The following is a 20,846-nucleotide window of genomic DNA, read 5'->3' as shown; positions in this document are numbered from 1 at the left end:
GGACTTTCCGGCAATCGGCGGTCGGCGTACCAGTGGCGCATCGGCAAAAAGGGGCGATGGATCGGCCATTTCAGTTGTTAAGGGGCCGACGACACCGCAAGCGCCTGTTCATCTGCGGAGCCGCTCGCTGCAACGAAAGAACCCGCCATCCTGTGCAGGATCGCGGGTTCTTGTATCGATGACAGCGGTTCTACAGGGTAGCCACACGGACCTGCTTCTCCAGCTCCACCTTCAACCCCGGCTCCAGCTTCAACTGCCGCGCCAGTTCATCCAGATAGCTCTTCTCCATGAAGTTCTCCTCATCCACCATCATCACGCTCGCCACGTACATCTCGGCGGCCATCTCCGGCGTGCTCGCCGCACGGGCGACGTCGGTGGGGTCGAGGGGTTTGTTGAGTTCGGCGTGGAGCCAGTGTTTGAGTTCCTGATCGTTGTCGAGTCGGGTGAATTCGCCCTCGATCAGTTGGCGTTCACGGTCGTCGATGTGGCCGTCGGCTTTGGCGGCGGCGACCAGGGCCTTGAGGATGGCCTGGCTGTGTTGCTCGACTTGCGCCGGTGGCAGGCGATCGAGGGTTTGCGGTTCGCTTTGCGGGGCGATGCCTTTTTGGGCGTTCCAGTTGCCGTAGGCTTTGTAGGCGATCACGCCCAGTGCGGCGAGGCCGCCGTAGATAGCGACTTTACCGCCAACCTTGCGGGCCTTTTTGCTGCCCAGCAACAGGCCCATGGCCCCGGCCGCCAGGGCACCGCCGCCTGCGCCTGACAGCAAACCGCCGAGTGCGCCATTACTGGAAGATCCGCCCAGCAAACCGCCCAAGCCACCGGCAGCCGGTTTGTTCTGCGCCCCGCCCGCCTTGTTCTGCAGCAGATCCTGGCCGGACTTGAGGAGTTGATCGAGCAATCCACGGGTGTTCATGTTCCGTCTCCAAACAGGGGTTATCCGGATCAATAAGGCCCTCAGCCTAGTTCGAAAGTGCCCGTGACTTGGGTGCGAGTGTGCTTCCAGATGTTGCCTGACCCACCGCAGCCCTTCGCGAAAATAGATATACACTCGAGGCAATCTATAAAAACCGCCCACCGGGTAAACCTTCCATGATGACCCTGCGTCAGATCCGCCATTTCATTGCCGTGGCCGAGACCGGCTCGATCTCGGCCGCCGCGCAAACTGCGTTCATATCCCAGTCGACCCTGACCCTGGCCATTCAGCAACTGGAGGAAGAAATCGGCGTCAGCCTGTTCAATCGCCACGCCAAGGGCATGACCCTCACCCATCAGGGACACCAGTTCCTGCGCCAGGCGCACCTGATTCTGGCGACCGTGGACAACGCCAAACGCAGCCTGCAACAAAGCACCGATCAGGTCGCGGGGCAGTTGATTGTCGGGGTGACCAGTCTGGTGGCCGGTTATTACCTGGCGGATTTGCTCACCCGCTTCCAGCGTGCCTACCCCAATGTCGAAATCCGGGTGATGGAGGATGAGCGGCCGTACATCGAGCATCTGCTGGTCAGCGGCGAGATCGATGTCGGCGTGCTGATCCTCTCCAACCTCGAAGACCGTCACGCCTTGCAGACCGAAGTGCTGACCCACTCGCCGCACCGCTTGTGGCTGCCGGCCCAGCATCCGCTGCTGGAACACGACAGCATCAACCTCGCCGACGTTGCCCGGGAGCCGTTGATTCAGCTGAATGTCGACGAGATGGATCGCAATGCCCAACGCCTTTGGCGTGGCGCCGGGCTGCAACCCAAAATCACTTTGAGAACCGCTTCCACAGAAGCCGTGCGAAGTCTGGTGGCGGCGGGTCTCGGTGTTTCGATCCAGCCCGACATGACCTACCGCCCCTGGTCGCTGGAAGGCGACATCATTGAAGCGCGGCCGATTGCCGACCTCAGCCAGACCCTCGACGTCGGCCTGGCCTGGCGTCGCGGCACCGCTCGCCCCGCGTTGGTCGATCCTTTCCTGACCGTGGCCCGCGAACAGCCTCACGGCGGACGCAAGCCATCTATTTAATCGAATGCCACCTTCAGTATTTAGAATTTGTCGACCCCGGAGCCGCGCACTAGTCTTGCTGCATCTATAAGACGGTCGGCTCCCGGAACAGGGAGCAATATGACCACACAAGAAAAGAGATCCCGGAAAATGGCTGGCGCGCAGACCCACATGCACACCGCGTTGCTGATCGACGGCGAATTGATCGCCGGCCAGGGTTTTGTCGAACCGATCCTCAACCCGGCCACCGGCGAAGTTCTGACCCAGATCGCCGAAGCCAGCACCGAACAAGTCGAAGCCGCCATCCTCGCCGCCCACCGCGCCTTTGCCGAGTGGTCGCGCACTACTCCGCAACAGCGCTCGAATTTCCTGCTGGAAATTGCCAACGCCGTCGAAAAACACGCTGACCACCTCGCCCGCCTCGAAGCCCTGAACTGCGGCAAGCCGCTGCATCTGGCGCGGCAGGACGATTTAACCGCGACCGTCGATGTGTTCCGCTTCTTCGCCGGCGCCGTGCGCTGCCAGACCGGCCAGCTCAGCGGCGAATACGTGCCGGGCTACACCAGCATGGTGCGCCGCGATCCGATTGGCGTTGTCGCCTCGATTGCACCGTGGAACTACCCGATCATGATGGCCGCATGGAAGATCGCCCCGGCCCTCGCTGCCGGTAACACGCTGGTGTTCAAACCGTCCGAACACACGCCGCTGTCGATTCTGGCGCTGGCGCCAGCGCTGGCCGAGATTCTGCCGCGCGGGGTGATCAATATCGTCTGCGGTGGTGGCGAAGGCGTTGGCAGTCACTTGGTCGGTCATCCAAAAGTGCGCATGGTGTCGCTGACCGGCGATATCGTCACCGGCCAGAAAATCCTCCAGGCCGCCGCCAAAACCCTCAAACGCACGCACCTCGAACTCGGCGGCAAGGCCCCGGTGATCGTCTGCAATGACGCCGACCTCAAAGCCGTGGTCGAAGGCGTTCGCACTTATGGCTATTACAACGCCGGGCAGGATTGCACGGCGGCTTGCCGGATCTACGCCCAGGCCGGGATTCACGACAAGTTGGTGGCCGAACTCGGCGCGGCGGTCAGCAGCCTGCGCTTCGCCGGCAAACGTGATGCCGACAACGAAATCGGACCGCTGATCAGCACCCGCCAGCGTGATCGTGTGGCCAGTTTCGTCGAGCGCGCCCTCGGTCAGCCGCACATCGAACGAGTGACCGGCGCGGCAGTGCATTCCGGCGCCGGGTTCTTCTATCAGCCAACGTTGCTGGCCGGTTGCAAACAGAGCGATGAAATCGTCCAGCGCGAAGTGTTCGGCCCGGTGGTGACCGTGACCCGCTTCGACGAACTGGCGCAAGCGGTGGACTGGGCCAACGACTCGGAATACGGCCTCGCCTCGTCGGTCTGGACCCAGAACCTCGACAAAGCAATGCAGGTCGCCGCACGCCTGCAATACGGCTGCACCTGGATCAACAGCCATTTCATGCTGGTCAGCGAAATGCCCCACGGCGGGCTGAAACGCTCCGGTTACGGCAAAGACTTATCCAGCGATTCGCTACAGGACTACAGCGTGGTGCGGCACATCATGGCCCGCCACGGCCAGCATCTCTGACTACGCTAATAACAAGCCGCTGACGGCATGCTTCACCGCGTTCACAACTGCCCCGACCATAATTTAAAGAAGAGGGTTCACCATGTTCGTGCACAAGACCGCACTGCTCAGTGCAATCACCACGGCCCTGCTGGCCAGCGCCAGCCTGCAGGCCGCCGAGCCGCTGAAAGCCGTCGGCGCCGGCGAAGGCCAGCTGGATATCGTCGCCTGGCCCGGCTACATCGAACGCGGTGAAAGCGACAAGGCCTACGACTGGGTGACCGGTTTCGAAAAGGAAACCGGCTGCAAGGTCAATGTGAAAACCGCCGCCACCTCCGATGAAATGGTCAGCCTGATGGCCAAGGGCGGTTACGACCTGGTGACCGCGTCAGGCGATGCCTCGCTGCGGTTGATCGTCGGCAAGCGTGTGCAACCGATCAACACCGCGTTGATCCCGAACTGGAAATCCCTCGACCCGCGCCTGAAAGACGCGCCATGGTACGTGGTCAACAACCAGACCTACGGCACCCCGTACCAGTGGGGCCCGAACGTGCTGATGTACAACACCAACGTCTTCAAGACCGCGCCGACCAGCTGGAACGTGGTGTTCGACGCGCAGAACCTGCCCGACGGCAAGCCGAACAAGGGCCGTGTGCAAGCCTACGACGGCCCGATCTACATCGCCGATGCGGCGCTGTACCTGAAGTCCACCAAGCCTGAGCTGGGGATCAAGGATCCGTACCAGCTCACTGAAGATCAGTACAAAGCCGTACTGGATCTGTTGCGCGCCCAGCAGAAGCTGATCCATCGCTACTGGCACGACACCACGGTGCAGATGAGCGACTTCAAGAACGAAGGCGTGGTCGCGTCCAGCGCCTGGCCGTATCAGGTCAACGGCCTGATCAACGAGAAACAGCCGATCGCTTCGACCGTGCCGAAAGAAGGCGCCACCGGTTGGGCCGACACCACCATGCTGCACGCCGAGGCCAAACATCCGAACTGCGCCTACAAGTGGATGGACTGGTCGCTGCAGCCGAAAGTCCAGGGTGACGTGGCGGCCTGGTTCGGTTCGTTGCCGGCGGTTCCGGCGGCTTGCCAGGGCAGTGAGTTGCTCGGGGCTGAAGGCTGCAAGACCAACGGATTCGATCAGTTCGACAAGATCGCCTTCTGGAAAACACCGCAGGCTGAAGGTGGGAAGTTTGTGCCTTATAGCCGGTGGACGCAGGACTACATTGCGATTATGGGCGGTAGGTAATCGATCTTTCCTGTGGGAGCGAGCTTGCTCGCGAAGTGGGTATCGCATCCAACATTGCAGGTGACTGACCCACCGTCTTCGCGAGCAAGCTCGCTCCCACATGAGATCACCGCCAATACCGCGATCTCACCTGGCAACAGATAACCGTTGTTCGTTTTTCAGAAGTCCAGGCAGGGCCGCTGCGACGGCCCTCGCCTTTTTGGAGCACCGCATCATGACGCTTGCAGTCCAGTTCACTAACGTTTCCCGGCAGTTCGGCGAAGTGAAAGCCGTTGACCGGGTTTCCATCGATATCCAGGACGGCGAGTTCTTTTCCATGCTCGGCCCCTCAGGTTCCGGCAAGACCACGTGCCTGCGCCTGATCGCCGGGTTCGAGCAACCGAGCGCTGGCTCGATCCGCATTCACGGCGCCGAAGCCGCCGGTCTGCCGCCCTATCAACGCGACGTAAACACGGTGTTTCAGGATTACGCGCTGTTCCCGCACATGAACGTGCTGGACAACGTCGCCTACGGTTTGAAAGTCAAAGGCGTAAGCAAGAGCGAGCGCCACAAACGCGCCGAAGAGGCGTTGGACATGGTCGCCCTCGGCGGTTACGGCGCCCGTAAACCGGTGCAGTTGTCCGGCGGTCAGCGCCAACGTGTCGCCCTCGCCCGCGCCCTGGTCAATCGTCCGCGGGTGCTGTTGCTCGACGAGCCGTTAGGCGCTCTCGACCTGAAGCTGCGTGAACAGATGCAGAGCGAACTGAAGAAGCTGCAACGCCAGCTCGGCATCACCTTCATCTTCGTCACTCACGACCAGACCGAAGCGCTGTCGATGTCCGACCGCGTGGCCGTGTTCAACAAGGGTCGCATCGAACAGGTCGACACCCCACGCAATCTGTACATGAAACCTACCACGACGTTCGTCGCCGAATTCGTCGGCACTTCGAACGTGATTCGCGGCGATCTGGCGCGCCAGCTCAGCGGTCATCCGCAGCCGTTTTCGATCCGCCCGGAACACGTGCGTTTCGCCGAAGGCCCGTTGGCCAGTCATGAGATCGAAGTCAGCGGCCTGCTCCACGACATCCAGTATCAGGGCAGCGCCACGCGCTACGAACTGACCCTGGAAAACGGCCAGACCCTGAGCATCAGCCAGGCCAACAATCAATGGATCGACAGCAGCGCGCAACACCAGACCGGTCAGCGCATCAGCGCACGCTGGGCGCGGGAAGCGATGATTGCGCTGCACGACACCGTTGCGAGCGGGGTGTGACATGACCGCCCTCGTCCTCCCGCAATCGGCGCCGCTGCGCAAGTTTTCCAACCTGCTCTACCGCAAACCGAACCTGTATTTGTCGATGCTGCTGGTGCCGCCGCTGCTGTGGTTCGGCGCGATTTATCTGGGCTCGTTGCTGGTGCTGTTGTGGCAAGGTTTCTACACCTTCGACGACTTCACCATGGCGGTCACCCCGGACCTGACCCTGGCCAACTTCGCCGCGCTGTTTCAGCCGTCGAATTTCGACATCATCCTGCGCACCCTGAGCATGGCGGTCGTGGTGTCGATCGCCAGCGCCATCGTCGCGTTCCCGATTGCCTACTACATGGCGCGCTACACCACCGGCAAGACCAAGGCGTTTTTCTACATCGCGGTGATGATGCCGATGTGGGCCAGTTACATCGTCAAGGCCTACGCCTGGACGCTGCTGCTGGCCAAGGGCGGCGTGGCACAGTGGTTCGTTCAGCACCTGGGACTGGAGCCGGTTCTGCAGTTCATTCTGGGGATTCCCGGGGTCGGCGGCAGCACCTTGTCGACCTCGCATCTGGGCCGGTTCATGGTGTTCGTCTACATCTGGCTGCCGTTCATGATCCTGCCGATCCAGGCCTCGCTGGAGCGACTGCCGCCGTCGTTGCTGCAAGCCTCCGCCGACCTCGGGGCCAAGCCGCGCCAGACCTTCATGCAGGTGATTCTGCCGCTGTCGGTGCCGGGGATTGCCGCAGGTTCCATCTTCACGTTTTCGCTGACACTGGGCGACTTCATCGTGCCGCAACTGGTGGGCCCGCCGGGCTACTTCGTCGGCAGCATGGTCTACGCGCAACAGGGCGCGATCGGCAACATGCCAATGGCTGCGGCGTTTACGCTGGTGCCGATCGTGCTGATCGCCATTTACCTGTCCATCGTCAAACGACTGGGGGCCTTCGATGCACTCTGAGAAAGCCTCTTTAGGCCTGAAAATCGCAGCCTGGGGCGGGCTGGTGTTTCTGCACTTCCCGATCCTGATCATCTTCCTCTACGCCTTCAACACCGAAGACGCGGCGTTCAGCTTTCCACCGAAAGGCTTCACGCTGCACTGGTTCAGCGTGGCGTTTTCGCGGCCGGACGTACTGGAGGCGATAAAGCTGTCGTTGCAGATCGCAGCCATTGCCACGCTGATCGCGATGGTGCTCGGCACCCTCGCTTCGGCGGCGCTGTACCGCCGGGACTTCTTCGGCAAACAGGGCATTTCGCTGATGCTGATCCTGCCGATCGCACTGCCGGGGATCATCACCGGGATCGCGCTGTTGGCGACCTTCAAGACGCTGGGCATCGAGCCGGGGATGTTCACCATCATCGTCGGTCACGCGACCTTCTGTGTGGTGATCGTCTACAACAACGTCATCGCCCGCCTGCGCCGAACCTCCCACAGCCTGATCGAGGCGTCGATGGATCTCGGCGCCGACGGCTGGCAGACCTTCCGCTACATCATCCTGCCGAACCTCGGCTCGGCACTGCTCGCCGGCGGCATGCTCGCGTTTGCGCTGTCGTTCGACGAAATCATCGTCACCACCTTCACCGCCGGCCACGAACGCACCTTGCCGCTGTGGTTGCTCAATCAGTTGAGCCGCCCTCGGGACGTGCCGGTGACCAATGTTGTGGCGATGCTCGTGATGCTGGTGACCATGCTGCCGATCCTCGGCGCCTACTACCTGACCCGGGGTGGCGAGAGCGTGGCCGGCAGCGGCGGCAAATGAACTCATAACAGACACCACAACTCCCTGTGGGAGCTGGCTTGCCAGCGATGACGGTGTGTCAGCCACCATCATTTTTGAATGGGATGGCCTCATCGCGGGCAAGCCCGCTCCCACAGGGTTCTCGATCCGGCCAGAAAAATAAAAGTGCTAGTGAGGGCAACAACATGCAAACCAAACTCTTGATCAACGGCCAACTGGTCAACGGCGAAGGCCCGGCGCAACAGGTGCTCAACCCGGCGCGCGGTGAAGTGCTGGTGGAAATCAATGAAGCCACCGAAGCCCAGGTCGATGCCGCCGTGCGCGCCGCCGACAGTGCCTTCGCCGAATGGTCGCAGACCACGCCGAAAGACCGTTCGCTGCTGCTGCTCAAACTCGCCGACGCCATCGAAGCCCACGGCGAAGAACTGGCCAAACTGGAATCGGACAACTGCGGCAAACCCTACAGTGCTGCGCTGAACGACGAGATCCCGGCGATTGCCGACGTATTCCGCTTCTTCGCCGGCGCCAGCCGTTGCATGAGCGGTTCTGCCGGTGGCGAGTACCTGCCCGGCCACACGTCGATGATCCGTCGCGACCCGGTGGGCGTGATCGCCTCCATCGCGCCGTGGAACTACCCGCTGATGATGGTCGCCTGGAAAATCGCCCCGGCCCTCGCCGCCGGTAATACCGTGGTGCTCAAGCCGTCGGAACAAACCCCGCTGACCGCGTTGCGTCTGGCCGAACTGGCGTCGGACATTTTCCCGGCCGGTGTGCTCAATCTGGTGTTCGGGCGTGGGCCGAGCGTGGGCAGTCCACTGGTGACCCATCCGAAAGTGCGCATGGTGTCGCTGACCGGTTCCATCGCCACCGGCTCGAACATCATTTCCAGCACTGCCGACAGCGTCAAACGCATGCACATGGAGCTGGGCGGCAAGGCGCCGGTGATCATCTTCGACGACGCCGACATCGATGCCGCAGTCGAAGGCATTCGCACTTTTGGCTTCTACAACGCCGGCCAGGACTGCACCGCCGCGTGCCGGATCTACGCCCAGCAAGGTATCTACGACAAGTTCGTCGAGAAGCTCGGCGCGGCGGTCAGCAGCATCAAGTACGGCTTGCAGGATGATCCGTCGACCGAACTGGGGCCGCTGATCACCGCCCAGCATCGCGACCGCGTGGCCGGGTTTGTCGAACGCGCCGTGGCGCAGCCGCACATTCGTTTGATCACTGGCGGCAAGGCTGTGGACGGCAATGGCTTCTTCTTCGAACCCACCGTTCTGGCCGACGCCCAGCAGGACGACGAAATCGTCCGTCGCGAAGTGTTCGGGCCGGTGGTGTCGGTGACCAAGTTCACCGATGAAGCCCAAGCGCTGGAGTGGGCCAACGATTCGGACTACGGCCTCGCGTCTTCGGTGTGGACGGCTGATGTAGGACGCGCCCATCGCCTGTCCGCGCGGTTGCAGTACGGCTGCACCTGGGTGAATACGCACTTCATGCTTGTCAGTGAAATGCCTCATGGCGGTCAGAAACTGTCCGGTTACGGCAAGGACATGTCCATGTACGGGCTGGAGGACTACACCACGGTTCGGCATGTGATGTTCAAGCACTAAAAGCATCGCTGGCAAGCCAGCTCCCACAGGGTTCAGTGCAGCTCTTGTGGGAGCTGGCTTGCCAGCGATGGCGTCACCCCGGTTTCAGGAAGGAAACCGGCATTACGCATCACCAGGCATTCAAAACAATAACTACCGATCCGGGCGGCGCCTTCAAGGCACCGCCACGGTTTCGGCCATCCGAAATCTGCCGATTTCACGGAGCAAACACACATGAGTGCATCACCCGATCTCTCAGCCGCCGTTGCCGACAGCGATGCCGAACAACTGCGCCAGCTGGGCTACACCTCCAACTTCAACCGCAGCATGAGCCTGTGGGAAAACTTCGCATTGGGCTTCACTTATCTGTCACCGGTCGTAGGCGTTTATACCCTGTTCGGCCTGTGCCTGGCCGCTGGTGGGCCACCGATGTTCTGGGCTTACTTGCTGGTCGGTTGCGGGCAACTGCTGGTGTGCCTGATCTTCGGCGAAGTGGTGTCGCAGTTCCCGATTTCCGGTGGCGTTTATCCTTGGGCGCGGCGTCTGGTGGGCAAGAAATGGGCATGGATGGTCGGCTGGATCTACTCCATCGCGCTGTGCGTGACCATCGCCGCCGTTGCGGTCGGCGCCGGCCCGTACCTCGCCGCCATGCTGGGTTTTGAGCCGAGCAACAACACCAACATCGTCATCGCCCTGGTGCTGACGCTGTTTGCCACACTGGTGAATCTCAGCGGCACCAAAGTGCTGGCGCGGATCGCCATGTTCGGCTTCCTCTGCGAACTGGTGGGCGCGGTGATCGTCGGCGTGTACCTGCTGATTTTCGAGCGCCACCAGCCGATCAGCGTGCTGTTCAACACCTTCGACATCAGCGTCGACGGCTCCTACTTGCCGGCGTTCCTCACCGCGTCTTTGGCGGGGATGTTCCTCTACTACGGCTTCGAAGCCTGCGGCGATGTCGCCGAAGAAACTCCGAACCCGAGCAAGAGAATCCCGGTGGCCATGCGCATGACCATCTACATCGGCGGCATCGCAGCGATGTTCGCTTGCCTGGCGCTGATCCTCGCCGTGCCGGACATGCAAGCGGTGATCAATGGCACCGACAAGGACCCGGTCACCACCATCCTCAACAACGCCTTCGGCCCGGTCGGTTCGAAAGTGGTGATGGGCGTGGTGATGATTTCCTTCATCTCCTGCGTCATCAGCCTGCAAGCGGCGGCGAGTCGTCTGCTGTATTCCTACGCTCGCGATGAAATGGTCATCGGTAGCCGACTGCTGAAAAAGATTTCTCCTACGACTCAGGTGCCGGTTGCCGCACTGTTCGTGTCCGGCGTCCTGCCCGGCCTGATCATCGCCCTCGGCTTTTTCCTGCAAGACGCCGTGGCGACCATCGTCAGCTTCGCCGCCATCGGCATCTACCTCGCGTTCCAGATGATCGTCCTCGCCGCCCTGTACGCCCGCAGCAAAGGCTGGAAACCGAGCGGCAAATTCACCCTCGGCGCCTGGGGCTGGCCGGTGAACATCGGCGCGCTGGTCTACGGCGTCGGCGCAATCATCAACATGGCCTGGCCCCGCACGCCGGATGCGGCGTGGTACATCAACTACGCGATGGTGCTGAGCACGGCGATCGTGATTGGGCTGGGGCTGGTTTATATGTGGATAGGCAAGCCGTATGACCATGGGAAGGCGCCGGCTGGGGATGCGTGGAAAGTGGGTCGCTAAAAGCGTTCGGCCCCGGCACCGATAGAGTGCCGGGGTTCAAGAAAGCCGACGCAAAACATCAAAAGAAAAGCTCGGACTGATCGTATTTCAGCGAGGAAATACGATCGAACAGTTTGATTTTTTCGTTGGCTTTTTGCTTGGCGTGGTCAGACATGAATGCAATCAACTCTTCGAGCTGACTCACGTCTCCCACCACTTTGAATTCCTTCTCCTTGTTGACGAAGACAAGGGACTTCTTCTTTCTCGACAGCAGTTCTATGACGTTGCTGAGCGTACCGGTGCTCTTCGCATCCCATATCATCAAGCCGTAGTCAGCGGCTTCGGCCATCACCACGTCTTTCTCGGTGAAGAAGGCCCTCGATCCTTTGGAGTGTTTGGAGTCCACTGTTCTGGCGGGCCACTGTCCGAGGTTGTTCCGCGGCGCTGGACCGCTACAGAACACAGTGGTTCTGGATCGTTCGAGACTCAGCAGATATTCCTGAATGGAGGTATCGGCGCCACCTGCATCACCAACGACCACCTCGAATTCAGACGCAACGATATTATTGATACGTTCCTTAACCTTCGGATCAAGGTTCTTGATATTGATAGAGCCAGCAATAAATACAGTCGTCATTGAATTCACTTCCAGGTTAGCGCCGCTACGTAGATCTTCCCCACCTTCGGATATTCACGCAAGACAGCACAAGCCGCGTCCATCGACGCTCCGCTGTCAAACAAATCATCTACGACCAAAACATTCCAGCATCCATCTGTCGTAATTTCGTCATTAACGCTGAAACTGTTTCCAATAGCAGCAACCTTTTCTGCTTTGGAGTGCAGATCCTTGAGTGACTTTCCCGTAGTCGCTTTTCGAAGCAAATCCGAGAAAACCGGCCGCCCGACAATTCGTCCCAACTCCAGAGCGACCTCAGTAACCGGTTGTCGCTGCCGGACATTTGAAGCTGGCATGGGCAGCACAAACCCTACTTGATCCAACATAGGGAACACATTTGTCGCTACCGCTTGGGCGAGCGGGCCGACCTGATTCCAGTCTTTCTGGTATTTGAGCTGGTATGTCGCCTCACCAATCTCTGTGCGCTGATTATCGAAACAGGGGTGTCCGCGATCATCGTTGCCGAGAAAGGTACTACTTACCATGTGCTTGTCCAGCACCCATCCCTGATCCCATGGGCCGTTGATCTGTTTGAGGGACACCTTCATTGAATTCTCCATTATTCACAAAAATCCTTTAAGCCCTGAGACCAAGGGCCGAGCACCCGGAGATGCCTGAGATTCAAATAAATAAAGGAAAAATCACGCTTCAGGTGCAGTCTGGCTGACCGCCATACAAAAACAGGAATTTCCTACAGATTCAGGCTTCAAGAAGAAGCCACATTTCCTACGCTACGCGTCCACAGCGTAGACTTGGCGCCGCTAGCGCCTGACCGATAGGCTTTGTCCCGTCGCTGCCCAATCAGCGGCCCGGGGTCGAAGCCGGTACATCATCAACATGGCGCAACTGCGTCCTCCATAGAAACCGAGGCTTTTTTGCCTTTCGGATTCGCGTTATGGCGGACCGTGTGGCGCGGGCCTCTCGGCTTCCATGTTGATCGAGAATGTTCCGACTTCGAACGCCGCGCGGTTCGCCACCCAAATCTGTCGAAGGATTAGTGGCGGCTCTCATTTCAACATGGAGTAGAAATTGACTATGCACGCGCCAAATTCACCTGAACCCCAGACGTACTTCATCCCTACGGTTTTCACCCGCCACAACCGCTTCCTCCACGCTCTTCTGCTCGATCACCAAGCCTGGTTCTGCGCTCAGGATCTGGGCCGCATGATGGGCCATCCTTTGAACCCACGCGTCACCCTGAAACTCGACCCTGACCAACGCCGCACCGTACGGCTGCGCAAGGACGGTGACGTTGTCGAGACACCAATGGTCAGCGAATCCGGCATGTATGCGCTGCTGGTTCACCATTTCATCCCGGAAAACCGCAACCTGCGCCAATGGCTGAGTAATGAAGTCATTCCCATCCTGCGGGAAACCAGCTCAGCAACAGCGGAAAACTGCCCGAGCCTGAGCTCGGTGCATTGGGCCGGAGTAACCGTGCCGCTGCTGCACTGGCAACAACAGGCTTGGGTGAAATGGCGTGATATGCCTGAATTAGTGCAAGTACAGCAGCCGTATCCAGCGCCCCGCTCCTGTGGCTGACTCTGAAAGTCAGTGGGTTTGCCCCGGCGGCGACTAGGTCGCCGGGGCATCAACCAAGCATTTCGCAACACATCCCGTCTTCCAGCCGCGTTCAAGTCCACTAGAGTTTTCCTCAACCTCGCACTCCGACTGGTTGACGCCGATGTTATTGCGGCCTAGGGTGTCTACGTCGTTTACAGCGTATACACACGCAGGAGATCTTCCATGGCCTCGCCCGTTTTATCCTTCCGCGTCGAAGAATTGCTCGCTCAACAATTGGATCAATTGGCCGCGGCCACTGACCGAGACCGCCAGTACCATCTCAAGCGTGCGTTGGTTAGATATGTGGAAGCGGAGTCTTGGCATCTGCAAGCCATCAGCGAGGGGATTGCTGATGCCGATGCTGGAAATCTTACCGATCTGGATGCCGTGAAGGCTAAGTGGGCAAAACGTGCCGAACGTAGTACTGACTGAACGAGCTGAAAACGATCTCGAAACAATTTTTGAGTATTACCAAGGCATCTTGGGTGCCAATCCAGCGTTTGGTGTCGTGAACTCCATTCTTGGAGCGTTTGACCAATTGATGCAATTTCCGGGTTCAGGCCGGCCTTCAGTCGTGCCGGATACACGCGAACTGGTGCTGACCCGTTATCCATTCATTGCGCCATATCGCCTGGAGGATGGCCAGATCCAGGTCTTGAGAATTCTGCACCAGCGCGCAGAACAACCAGAAAATTGGTAAACCAGCCGTAGCAAGTACGGCTGGCTGTTCACCTCCCTAGAACCGCGAAACACTCCTCATCGCATCCACCAAATACCGCATCGCAATCCGGTCGCTCTCCGACAACTCCCGGTAACGCTCCACCAGTTTCAGTTCATCCGGACTGAGCCGGCGTCTTCGCCGGACGTTGGTGAGGCAGGGAAAGATGCCCAACATTTCGGTGATGCCTTGTCCTTTTGTCATGGACGATGTCCTTTTCCAGTACGTCAGAAATTTTCGAAAACCGCATCGCCCTGCTCCTTTAAGCAGCGATTTGAGCCCTGCCGGTCGGATGGGTCGTGACCGGCGATGCCCATAGAATAGAAATTAAATCGGCGCTGAAAAGCTGTTTTTAGAGTAATTAGTCGAAAAAAGCAGATATGCCCTATAAATCAGAAAAGGCTGTGGGATAAGTAACCGTAACGTCTTGTTTCATTGAGACGCTGTCGCCGTGCTATCAATGAATTTTGCAAAATCAGCGAACGGATTAAGCTAGCGGGCATCTGTTACTAGTCCGTAGCGTTTGGCCGAAGGCTTGTCCGAACCGTAATTTCTGATCCAGTACGTGCCAGGAAAGGCGCGGGATTGTCCACGACAGGTTGTATCTATGCACCGCAGGAATTTGCTCAAAGCGTCCATGGCCATTGCGGCTTACACCGGCCTTTCCGCCTCGGGCCTGCTCGCCGCACGCGCCTGGGCCGCCTCTGGCGGTGCCGCCGACGGTGAAGCCCAGGCCTTCGACTTCGAGACGCTGAAGCGCCAGGCCAAGCAACTGGCCGGCAGCGCGTATCAGGACACCAAACAGGTGCTGCCGCCGACCCTGGCGACCATGACCCCGCAGAACTTCAACGCGATCCGCTACGACGGCGAGCATTCGCTGTGGAAGGAGAACAAGGGTCAGCTCGATGTGCAGTTCTTCCACGTCGGCATGGGGTTCCGCCAGCCGGTGCGCATGTATAGCGTAGATCCTAAGACCCGCACGGCCCGCGAGGTGCACTTCCGCCCTCAACTGTTCAACTACGAAAACACCTCGGTCGATACCCAGCAGCTCAAGGGCGACCTGGGTTTTGCCGGCTTCAAGCTGTTCAAGGCGCCGGAACTGGATCGGCATGACGTGGTGTCGTTCCTCGGCGCCAGCTACTTCCGCGCGGTGGATGCCACTGGCCAATATGGCCTCTCCGCCCGTGGCCTGGCCGTCGACACCTACGCCAAGAAACGCGAAGAATTCCCCGATTTCACCAAGTTCTGGTTCGAAACCCCGGATCAGAACGCGACCCGCTTCGTGGTCTACGCCCTGCTCGACTCGCCGAGCGCGACCGGTGCCTATCGCTTCGACATCGATTGCCAGGCCGAGCGCGTGGTGATGGAAGTCGACGCCCACATCAATGCCCGCACCGCCATCGAACAACTGGGCATCGCGCCGATGACCAGCATGTTCAGCTGCGGCACCCACGAGCGCCGGATGTGCGACACCATTCACCCGCAAATCCATGACTCGGATCGTCTGGCCATGTGGCGCGGCAACGGCGAGTGGATCTGCCGCCCGCTGAACAATCCGGCGACCCTGCAATTCAACGCCTTCGCCGACACCGATCCGAAAGGTTTCGGTCTGGTGCAGACCGATCACGAATTCGCCAACTACCAGGACACTGTCGATTGGTACAGCAAGCGTCCGAGCCTGTGGGTAGAACCTACAACCGCGTGGGGCGAAGGCTCCATCGATCTGCTGGAAATTCCTACAACCGGTGAAACCCTCGACAACATCGTTGCGTTCTGGACGCCGAAGAAACCGGTAGCGGCCGGCGACTCGCTGAACTACGGCTACAAGCTCTACTGGAGCGCCCTGCCGCCGGTCGGCACGCCGCTGGCGCGGGTACATGCGACCCGTTCGGGCATGGGTGGATTCGTCGAGGGCTGGGCTCCGGGCGAGCACTACCCGCCCGTCTGGGCCCGTCGTTTCGCCGTGGACTTCACCGGTGGCGGTCTGGATCGCCTGCCGCAGGGTACCGGGATCGAACCGGTGGTCACTTGCTCCAACGGCAAGGTGCAGGACTTCAGCGTGCTGGTGCTGGATGACATCAAGGGTTACCGGATCCTGTTCGACTGGTACCCGACCAACGACAGCGTCGATCCCGTGGAACTGCGCCTGTTCATCCGCACCAACGACCGCACGCTGAGCGAGACCTGGTTGTACCAGTACTTCCCGCCGGCGCCGGACAAGCGCAAGTACCCTTGATGATTCTCTGACGTCAGATCGGGCCTCATCGCTGGCAAGCCAGCTCCCACATGGATATCGATTGATCACAGAGTTTGTGTACAACGGAAAACCTGTGGGAGCGAGCTTGCTCGCGATGGCGTCAGTCCAGGCGACAGTAAAAGTGGATATCGTGGGGTTCAAGATCAAACAACTCGGGATCCGGTTATGCCAGCAACCGGCAACCGTGGCGCTGATAGAACTCCACGGTATTGCGCGACTCGGTCGCCGAGACGTACAACGCCTCGGCGCCGACCTCTCGGCCATGCTCGCAAGCCAAGGCGAACAACCGTCCGCCCAATCCCTGCCCACGCCGGGCACGGCTGATGTGCAAAAACTTCAACTGCCGCATGTTCAGGCCCTGATTGTGAATAACCCGGTTATCCACAACCACCGCCGCCACCAACGTCTCTCCATCGAATAGTCCGTGTAGCCACCCGCCGCTGCGCCAGCATTTTTCCAATACCCGCGCATTCTCCTCCGCCTCCCCTTCGGGCCATCCGCGCATGTCAAAACGCGCCGGATACAGAATCAGCTCACCGTTCTCTACGCGATAGCACTCCTCGACCAACTCACTGCGGTCGATCAGCGCCAGCAGTGGCAAGTCCGATTTCGTCAGCGCTCGTTCGATCAACATTGCGATCCATACCTTTGCAATTCCAAACGGCAGGCAAGAAAAAACCCGCCGGTTCAATGGCGGGTTTTATAGGCTTTGCGACCGGTCGGAATCAATCCCGTAGATCAGACTCGTGAATCGGCTGATCCCGATGAGTCGCACGTTGATACTGCGCCGGCCACACCGCTTTGCGTCCGCCCAGGTCATCGTCGGCATGCAGCGGCCAGTACGGATCACGCAGCAGCTCGCGGGCGAGGAAGATGATGTCGGCCTGACAGGTCCGCAGGATGTGCTCGGCCTGGGCCGGCTCGGTAATCATTCCCACGGTGCCGGTGGCGATGCCTGACTCCTTGCGCACCCGCTCGGCGAAGCGCGTCTGATAACCCGGCCCCACGGGGATTTCGGCATTGACCGCCGTGCCGCCCGATGACACGTCGATCAGGTCGGCCCCCAAGGCTTTCAGGCGTCGCGCCAGCTCTACGGTTTCATCCGGATTCCAGCCGTCCTCGACCCAGTCGGTGGCCGACAGGCGCACAAACACCGGCAGTTCTTCCGGCCACACCGCGCGTACCGCCTCGGTCACTTGCAGCACCAGACGAATGCGGTTTTCGAACGAACCGCCGTATTGATCGCGGCGCTGATTACTCAGCGGCGACAGAAACTGGTGCAACAGATAACCGTGCGCAGCATGCACCTCGACCACACTGAAACCGGCTGTCAGCGCGCGTTTGGCCGCTGCCACGAAGTCCTGAATGACTTGGGCGATCTGACTCTCATCCAGTTGTTTGGGTTGAGTGTGTTGCGGGTCAAAGGCAATCGGCGAAGGCCCGACCGGGGTCCAGCCACCGTCGTCCGGTTTGACGCTGCCGTGCTTGCCGATCCACGGCCGATGGGTGCTGGCCTTGCGCCCGGCATGGGCCAGTTGAATGCCCGCCACTGCGCCCTGCGCGTTGATGAAACGGGTGATGCGTTGCAGCGGTGCGATCTGTTCGTCGTTCCACAGGCCCAGGTCTTCGGCGGTGATCCGCCCGTCGGCCGTGATCGCCGTGGCTTCGGTAAATACCAGGCCAGCGCCCCCCACTGCACGGCTGCCGAGGTGCACCAGATGCCAGTCGTTGGCCAGGCCATCGACGCTGGAGTACTGGCACATGGGCGACACGGCGATGCGGTTGGACAGGGTCAGTTGGCGAAGGGTAAAGGGTTCAAGCAGCAGACTCATGGGGCACCTCTCAAATCAGTGGGCAGGCTCCAGGGTTCTGTTTGAAAAGTCGACGAGTGACAGGAAAAAGGTGCAGCACCCGCCCCCGCGGGCAAAAAATTCGACAAGACGTCACAAGGCCAATCAAGCAGTGCTTAGAGCCTAGTCGACATCCGGGGATGAGGGAGGGTTCAGAGTGATTCTGTGTATGTAAGTCCGCCATCGTCGGAACGCCGCCCGGAGCAAGCTCGCTCCCACAAGGACAGCAGCGTACCTGTGGGAGCGAGCTTGCTCGCGAAGGGGTCAACGCGGTTCGATGTGAGCAATCATCAATTGCACGGTCTCATTGCCGCGAAACTCGTTCAAATCGAGTTTGTAGGCCAGTTCGACCCATTTGATCGTCGGGTTCGGCCAGATATCGCGATCAATGCCAAAGGCGATGCCATCCAGCTTCACCGAACCGCATTCGGTTTTCAGCACCACTTTCAGGTGCCGCTCACCGACCACCCGCTGCTCGACCAACTGGAACACGCCATGAAACAGCGGCTCCGGAAAATGCTGGCCCCAAGGCCCGGCGTGTCGCAGGGCGCGGGCCAGTTCCAGATGAAACTCCTCGACTGCCAATGTGCCATCCGACAACAGGCGCCCGGTCAGGTCTTCCTCGCGAAGCTGCCTACGCACCTCGGCGTCAAATGCCTCGGCGAACAACGGAAAATTCTCCTGCGGCAAGGTCAGACCAGCCGCCATCGCGTGGCCGCCATACTTGGCGATCAGATCCGGATGCTGTGCCGCCACCACGCTCAACGCATCACGAATGTGAAAGCCCTGCACTGAACGCCCCGAGCCCTTGAGCAGGCCGTCACCGGCATCGGCGAAGGCGATGGTCGGGCGGAAATAACGCTCTTTCATCCGCGACGCCAGAATACCGATGACTCCCTGGTGCCATTCCGGATCGAACAGGCATAGACCGAACGGCATCGACTCGACCGGCAAGTCCTTGAGCTGGGCCAGCGCCTCACGCTGCATGCCCTGCTCGATGGATTTGCGATCCTGGTTCATGCCGTCCAGTTGCGCGGCCATTTCCCGGGCCAGCGCAGCGTCGTGGGTCAGCAGGCATTCGATGCCCAGGCTCATGTCATCCAGACGCCCCGCCGCGTTCAGGCGCGGGCCGACGATGAAACCGAGGTCGGTAGACGTGATGCGCGAAGCTTCGCGCTTGGCCACTTCCAGGATCGCCTTGATCCCCGGCCGCGCCCGCCCGGCGCGAATCCGTTCCAGCCCCTGGTGCACCAGAATCCGGTTATTGGCATCCAGCGGCACCACGTCGGCGACGCTGCCCAGTGCCACCAGATCCAGCAGTTCACCGATGTTCGGTTGTGGCTTGCTCTCATACCAGCCGAGGCTGCGCAGACGTGCACGCAAAGCCATCAACACGTAGAAAATCACCCCGACACCGGCCAGCGCCTTGCTCGGGAACTCGCAGCCGGGCTGGTTCGGATTGACCAGCGCATCGGCTTGCGGCAGTTCATCGCCGGGCAAGTGGTGGTCGGTGATCAAAACCTTCAAACCGTGACGTTTCGCGGCCGCTACACCTTCGACGCTGGAAATACCGTTGTCGACGGTGATCAACAGTTGCGGCTCGCGGGTCATCGCGACTTCGACGATTTCCGGGGTCAGGCCATAGCCGTATTCGAAGCGGTTCGGCACCAGATAATCGACGTGCGCCGCGCCCAGCAGGCGCAAACCAAGCACGCCCACGGTGCTGGCCGTCGCGCCGTCGGCGTCGAAGTCGCCGACGATCAGGATCCGCTGACGCTGCTCCAGTGCCGTCACCAGCAGGTCCACCGCCGCATCGATCCCTTTGAGCTGCTGGAACGGAATCAGCCGCGCCAGGCTCTTGTCCAGCTCCGCCTCGGACTGCACGCCCCGCGCCGCGTACAGGCGGGTCAGCAACGGTGGCAGTTCACCGAGAAACGGCAGAGTGGCGGGCAACGGGCGAGGATCGATACGCATGGGGTGACAGGAGCTTCTCTTGGATACGTGGGATTTTTCGGGAGTAGCGCGGACTTAACCGCGCTCGCCTTGCAGCCAGGTGAGCTGGACTTCGTGCTGGCCACGGTCGTCGGTGACGAAGATCGTGCCTTCGCTGATCATCACGTCCCACTTGATGACGCGGGGCATGTCCTTGGCCAGGGTTTCCAACACTTCCTGCGGAACGGCGGCGATGTTGACGTTCTTCAGGTTTTTGATTGCCGGGATCACCTTGCCTTCCCAGACGCGCAGGCTGCCGTAGGCCAGCAGGCTGGTGCGTTCGGTACGACGGGAGCACCAGGTCAGTCGATCCGCATCTGGCTGGCCGACTTCGATCCAGTGCAGAACGCGGTCATCCAGGCTCCTTTCCCACAGCGCAGGTTCATCCACGTCCGACAGACCACGACCGAACGACAGTTGCTCGTTGTACCAGAGCGCGTAGGCCAACAGGCGCACGGTCATGCGTTCTTCGGTTTCCGAAGGGTGACGGGCGATGGTCTGCTTCACGTTCTCATAGACGCTGCGGTCAAGATCGGTGAGGTTCAGTTCGAATTTGTAGGTAGTGGACGGCTGGGCCATGAACGGGCTTCTTGATACGAGGAAAGTCGGCAAGTCTAACCGATGCTGTAGGCAATCCACGAATTGATGGCGATCAACCTTGCGCGACTGACAGCCGGCTATGTTAAAACGCTGTATCTGCTCAGCCTTGTC

General features: G+C 60.2%; 20 protein-coding genes. 12 read left to right on the top strand and 8 right to left on the bottom strand.

From position 1 onward, the window contains the following. Positions 1–190: 190 nt before the first annotated feature. Positions 191–913 carry a tellurite resistance TerB family protein gene (locus IHQ43_RS05595; protein WP_192563662.1) on the bottom strand — a complete coding sequence of 241 codons (723 nt, stop codon included), beginning with the start codon at positions 911–913 and terminating at the stop codon, positions 191–193. A 176-nt stretch (positions 914–1,089) separates the two neighbouring features. Here IHQ43_RS05595 and IHQ43_RS05590 point away from each other — a divergent pair, with 176 nt between their 5' ends. From IHQ43_RS05590 to IHQ43_RS05555, 8 genes are all read left to right on the top strand, one after another. Then, the gene (locus IHQ43_RS05590) at positions 1,090–2,004 is read left to right on the top strand and encodes a LysR family transcriptional regulator (protein ID WP_065259672.1); all 915 of its coding nucleotides are present in this window, start codon (positions 1,090–1,092) and stop codon (positions 2,002–2,004) included. Positions 2,005–2,103: 99 nt separating this feature from the next. Next, positions 2,104–3,591, top strand: coding sequence for a gamma-aminobutyraldehyde dehydrogenase (locus IHQ43_RS05585; RefSeq protein ID WP_192563661.1), 1,488 nt, complete (start codon positions 2,104–2,106; stop codon positions 3,589–3,591). A gap of 82 nt (positions 3,592–3,673) precedes the next feature. Next, positions 3,674–4,825 carry a putative ABC transporter substrate-binding protein YdcS gene (ydcS, locus tag IHQ43_RS05580; RefSeq protein ID WP_192563660.1) on the top strand — a complete coding sequence of 384 codons (1,152 nt, stop codon included), beginning with the start codon at positions 3,674–3,676 and terminating at the stop codon, positions 4,823–4,825. A gap of 214 nt (positions 4,826–5,039) precedes the next feature. After that, on the top strand, positions 5,040–6,077 hold the full coding sequence (locus tag IHQ43_RS05575; RefSeq protein WP_192563659.1) for an ABC transporter ATP-binding protein: 1,038 nt from the start codon (positions 5,040–5,042) through the stop codon (positions 6,075–6,077). A 1-nt stretch (position 6,078) separates the two neighbouring features. Further along, positions 6,079–7,014: an ABC transporter permease gene (locus tag IHQ43_RS05570; protein ID WP_192563658.1), complete on the top strand. Its 936-nt coding sequence runs from the start codon at positions 6,079–6,081 to the stop codon at positions 7,012–7,014. Then, complete coding sequence (locus tag IHQ43_RS05565; protein WP_134825601.1) at positions 7,004–7,813, top strand: ABC transporter permease; 810 nt, start codon at positions 7,004–7,006, stop codon at positions 7,811–7,813. The genes IHQ43_RS05570 and IHQ43_RS05565 overlap by 11 nt, the downstream gene beginning before the upstream one ends. 164 nt (positions 7,814–7,977) lie before the next feature. Continuing rightward, complete coding sequence (locus IHQ43_RS05560; RefSeq protein ID WP_192563657.1) at positions 7,978–9,402, top strand: gamma-aminobutyraldehyde dehydrogenase; 1,425 nt, start codon at positions 7,978–7,980, stop codon at positions 9,400–9,402. Between the two features lie 213 nt (positions 9,403–9,615). Then, entirely contained in the window at positions 9,616–11,100 is a 1,485-nt protein-coding gene (locus tag IHQ43_RS05555) for an APC family permease (RefSeq protein ID WP_192563656.1), read from the top strand. A gap of 58 nt (positions 11,101–11,158) precedes the next feature. Here IHQ43_RS05555 and IHQ43_RS05550 read toward each other — a convergent pair whose 3' ends face one another. Next, the gene (locus IHQ43_RS05550; RefSeq protein ID WP_192563655.1) at positions 11,159–11,716 is read right to left on the bottom strand and encodes a hypothetical protein; all 558 of its coding nucleotides are present in this window, start codon (positions 11,714–11,716) and stop codon (positions 11,159–11,161) included. 5 nt (positions 11,717–11,721) lie between these two features. Continuing rightward, positions 11,722–12,303: a ComF family protein gene (locus IHQ43_RS05545; RefSeq protein WP_192563654.1), complete on the bottom strand. Its 582-nt coding sequence runs from the start codon at positions 12,301–12,303 to the stop codon at positions 11,722–11,724. A 487-nt stretch (positions 12,304–12,790) separates the two neighbouring features. On the opposite strand from IHQ43_RS05545, the gene IHQ43_RS05540 reads away from it, so the two are divergent. From IHQ43_RS05540 to IHQ43_RS05530, 3 genes are all read left to right on the top strand, one after another. Beyond that, positions 12,791–13,297, top strand: coding sequence for a BRO-N domain-containing protein (locus IHQ43_RS05540; RefSeq protein WP_192564955.1), 507 nt, complete (start codon positions 12,791–12,793; stop codon positions 13,295–13,297). A gap of 204 nt (positions 13,298–13,501) precedes the next feature. Further along, on the top strand, positions 13,502–13,750 hold the full coding sequence (locus IHQ43_RS05535; RefSeq protein ID WP_039769579.1) for a CopG family ribbon-helix-helix protein: 249 nt from the start codon (positions 13,502–13,504) through the stop codon (positions 13,748–13,750). Then, positions 13,728–14,018 carry a type II toxin-antitoxin system RelE/ParE family toxin gene (locus IHQ43_RS05530; protein ID WP_192563653.1) on the top strand — a complete coding sequence of 97 codons (291 nt, stop codon included), beginning with the start codon at positions 13,728–13,730 and terminating at the stop codon, positions 14,016–14,018. Before IHQ43_RS05535 ends, IHQ43_RS05530 begins: the two co-directional genes overlap by 23 nt. A 36-nt stretch (positions 14,019–14,054) precedes the next feature. Here IHQ43_RS05530 and IHQ43_RS05525 read toward each other — a convergent pair whose 3' ends face one another. Beyond that, positions 14,055–14,240 (bottom strand): hypothetical protein, encoded by a 186-nt coding sequence (locus IHQ43_RS05525; protein ID WP_007954656.1) that lies wholly within the window; start codon positions 14,238–14,240, stop codon positions 14,055–14,057. Positions 14,241–14,643: 403 nt separating this feature from the next. Between IHQ43_RS05525 and IHQ43_RS05520 the strand changes: the two genes are divergently transcribed. Then, entirely contained in the window at positions 14,644–16,272 is a 1,629-nt protein-coding gene (locus tag IHQ43_RS05520; protein WP_192563652.1) for a glucan biosynthesis protein D, read from the top strand. A 184-nt stretch (positions 16,273–16,456) separates the two neighbouring features. On the opposite strand, the gene IHQ43_RS05515 is transcribed toward IHQ43_RS05520, so the two are convergent. From IHQ43_RS05515 to IHQ43_RS05500, 4 genes are all read right to left on the bottom strand, one after another. Beyond that, positions 16,457–16,927, bottom strand: a complete 471-nt coding sequence (locus IHQ43_RS05515; RefSeq protein WP_244142245.1) for a GNAT family N-acetyltransferase — start codon at positions 16,925–16,927, stop codon at positions 16,457–16,459. A gap of 91 nt (positions 16,928–17,018) precedes the next feature. Next, a complete protein-coding gene (locus IHQ43_RS05510; protein ID WP_085609151.1) occupies positions 17,019–18,125 on the bottom strand; it encodes an NADH:flavin oxidoreductase/NADH oxidase in 1,107 nt (368 codons plus the stop codon). Between the two features lie 282 nt (positions 18,126–18,407). Beyond that, a complete protein-coding gene (recJ, locus tag IHQ43_RS05505) occupies positions 18,408–20,117 on the bottom strand; it encodes a single-stranded-DNA-specific exonuclease RecJ (protein ID WP_007954648.1) in 1,710 nt (569 codons plus the stop codon). A gap of 54 nt (positions 20,118–20,171) precedes the next feature. Beyond that, complete coding sequence (locus tag IHQ43_RS05500) at positions 20,172–20,714, bottom strand: YaeQ family protein (protein WP_192563651.1); 543 nt, start codon at positions 20,712–20,714, stop codon at positions 20,172–20,174. Between the last annotated feature and the right edge of the window lie 132 nt (positions 20,715–20,846).

Origin of the sequence: Pseudomonas gozinkensis, from assembly GCF_014863585.1 — a bacterium.
GTDB lineage: Bacteria > Pseudomonadota > Gammaproteobacteria > Pseudomonadales > Pseudomonadaceae > Aquipseudomonas > Aquipseudomonas gozinkensis.
The sequence above is the reverse complement of the archived record's forward strand: the minus strand, read 5'-3'. Positions and strand labels throughout refer to the sequence as shown.

Excerpts from the sequence above, each read along its gene's own strand:
- IHQ43_RS05595 (WP_192563662.1), bottom strand. The coding sequence starts at position 913 with ATGAACACCCGTGGATTGCTCGATCAACTCCTCAAGTCCGGCCAGGAT.
- IHQ43_RS05590 (WP_065259672.1), top strand. The coding sequence starts at position 1,090 with ATGATGACCCTGCGTCAGATCCGCCATTTCATTGCCGTGGCCGAGACC.
- IHQ43_RS05585 (WP_192563661.1), top strand. The coding sequence starts at position 2,104 with ATGACCACACAAGAAAAGAGATCCCGGAAAATGGCTGGCGCGCAGACC.
- ydcS (WP_192563660.1), top strand. The coding sequence starts at position 3,674 with ATGTTCGTGCACAAGACCGCACTGCTCAGTGCAATCACCACGGCCCTG.
- IHQ43_RS05575 (WP_192563659.1), top strand. The coding sequence starts at position 5,040 with ATGACGCTTGCAGTCCAGTTCACTAACGTTTCCCGGCAGTTCGGCGAA.
- IHQ43_RS05570 (WP_192563658.1), top strand. The coding sequence starts at position 6,079 with ATGACCGCCCTCGTCCTCCCGCAATCGGCGCCGCTGCGCAAGTTTTCC.
- IHQ43_RS05565 (WP_134825601.1), top strand. The coding sequence starts at position 7,004 with ATGCACTCTGAGAAAGCCTCTTTAGGCCTGAAAATCGCAGCCTGGGGC.
- IHQ43_RS05560 (WP_192563657.1), top strand. The coding sequence starts at position 7,978 with ATGCAAACCAAACTCTTGATCAACGGCCAACTGGTCAACGGCGAAGGC.
- IHQ43_RS05555 (WP_192563656.1), top strand. The coding sequence starts at position 9,616 with ATGAGTGCATCACCCGATCTCTCAGCCGCCGTTGCCGACAGCGATGCC.
- IHQ43_RS05550 (WP_192563655.1), bottom strand. The coding sequence starts at position 11,716 with ATGACGACTGTATTTATTGCTGGCTCTATCAATATCAAGAACCTTGAT.
- IHQ43_RS05545 (WP_192563654.1), bottom strand. The coding sequence starts at position 12,303 with ATGAAGGTGTCCCTCAAACAGATCAACGGCCCATGGGATCAGGGATGG.
- IHQ43_RS05540 (WP_192564955.1), top strand. The coding sequence starts at position 12,791 with ATGCACGCGCCAAATTCACCTGAACCCCAGACGTACTTCATCCCTACG.
- IHQ43_RS05535 (WP_039769579.1), top strand. The coding sequence starts at position 13,502 with ATGGCCTCGCCCGTTTTATCCTTCCGCGTCGAAGAATTGCTCGCTCAA.
- IHQ43_RS05525 (WP_007954656.1), bottom strand. The coding sequence starts at position 14,240 with ATGACAAAAGGACAAGGCATCACCGAAATGTTGGGCATCTTTCCCTGC.
- IHQ43_RS05520 (WP_192563652.1), top strand. The coding sequence starts at position 14,644 with ATGCACCGCAGGAATTTGCTCAAAGCGTCCATGGCCATTGCGGCTTAC.
- IHQ43_RS05515 (WP_244142245.1), bottom strand. The coding sequence starts at position 16,927 with ATGTTGATCGAACGAGCGCTGACGAAATCGGACTTGCCACTGCTGGCG.
- IHQ43_RS05510 (WP_085609151.1), bottom strand. The coding sequence starts at position 18,125 with ATGAGTCTGCTGCTTGAACCCTTTACCCTTCGCCAACTGACCCTGTCC.
- recJ (WP_007954648.1), bottom strand. The coding sequence starts at position 20,117 with ATGCGTATCGATCCTCGCCCGTTGCCCGCCACTCTGCCGTTTCTCGGT.
- IHQ43_RS05500 (WP_192563651.1), bottom strand. The coding sequence starts at position 20,714 with ATGGCCCAGCCGTCCACTACCTACAAATTCGAACTGAACCTCACCGAT.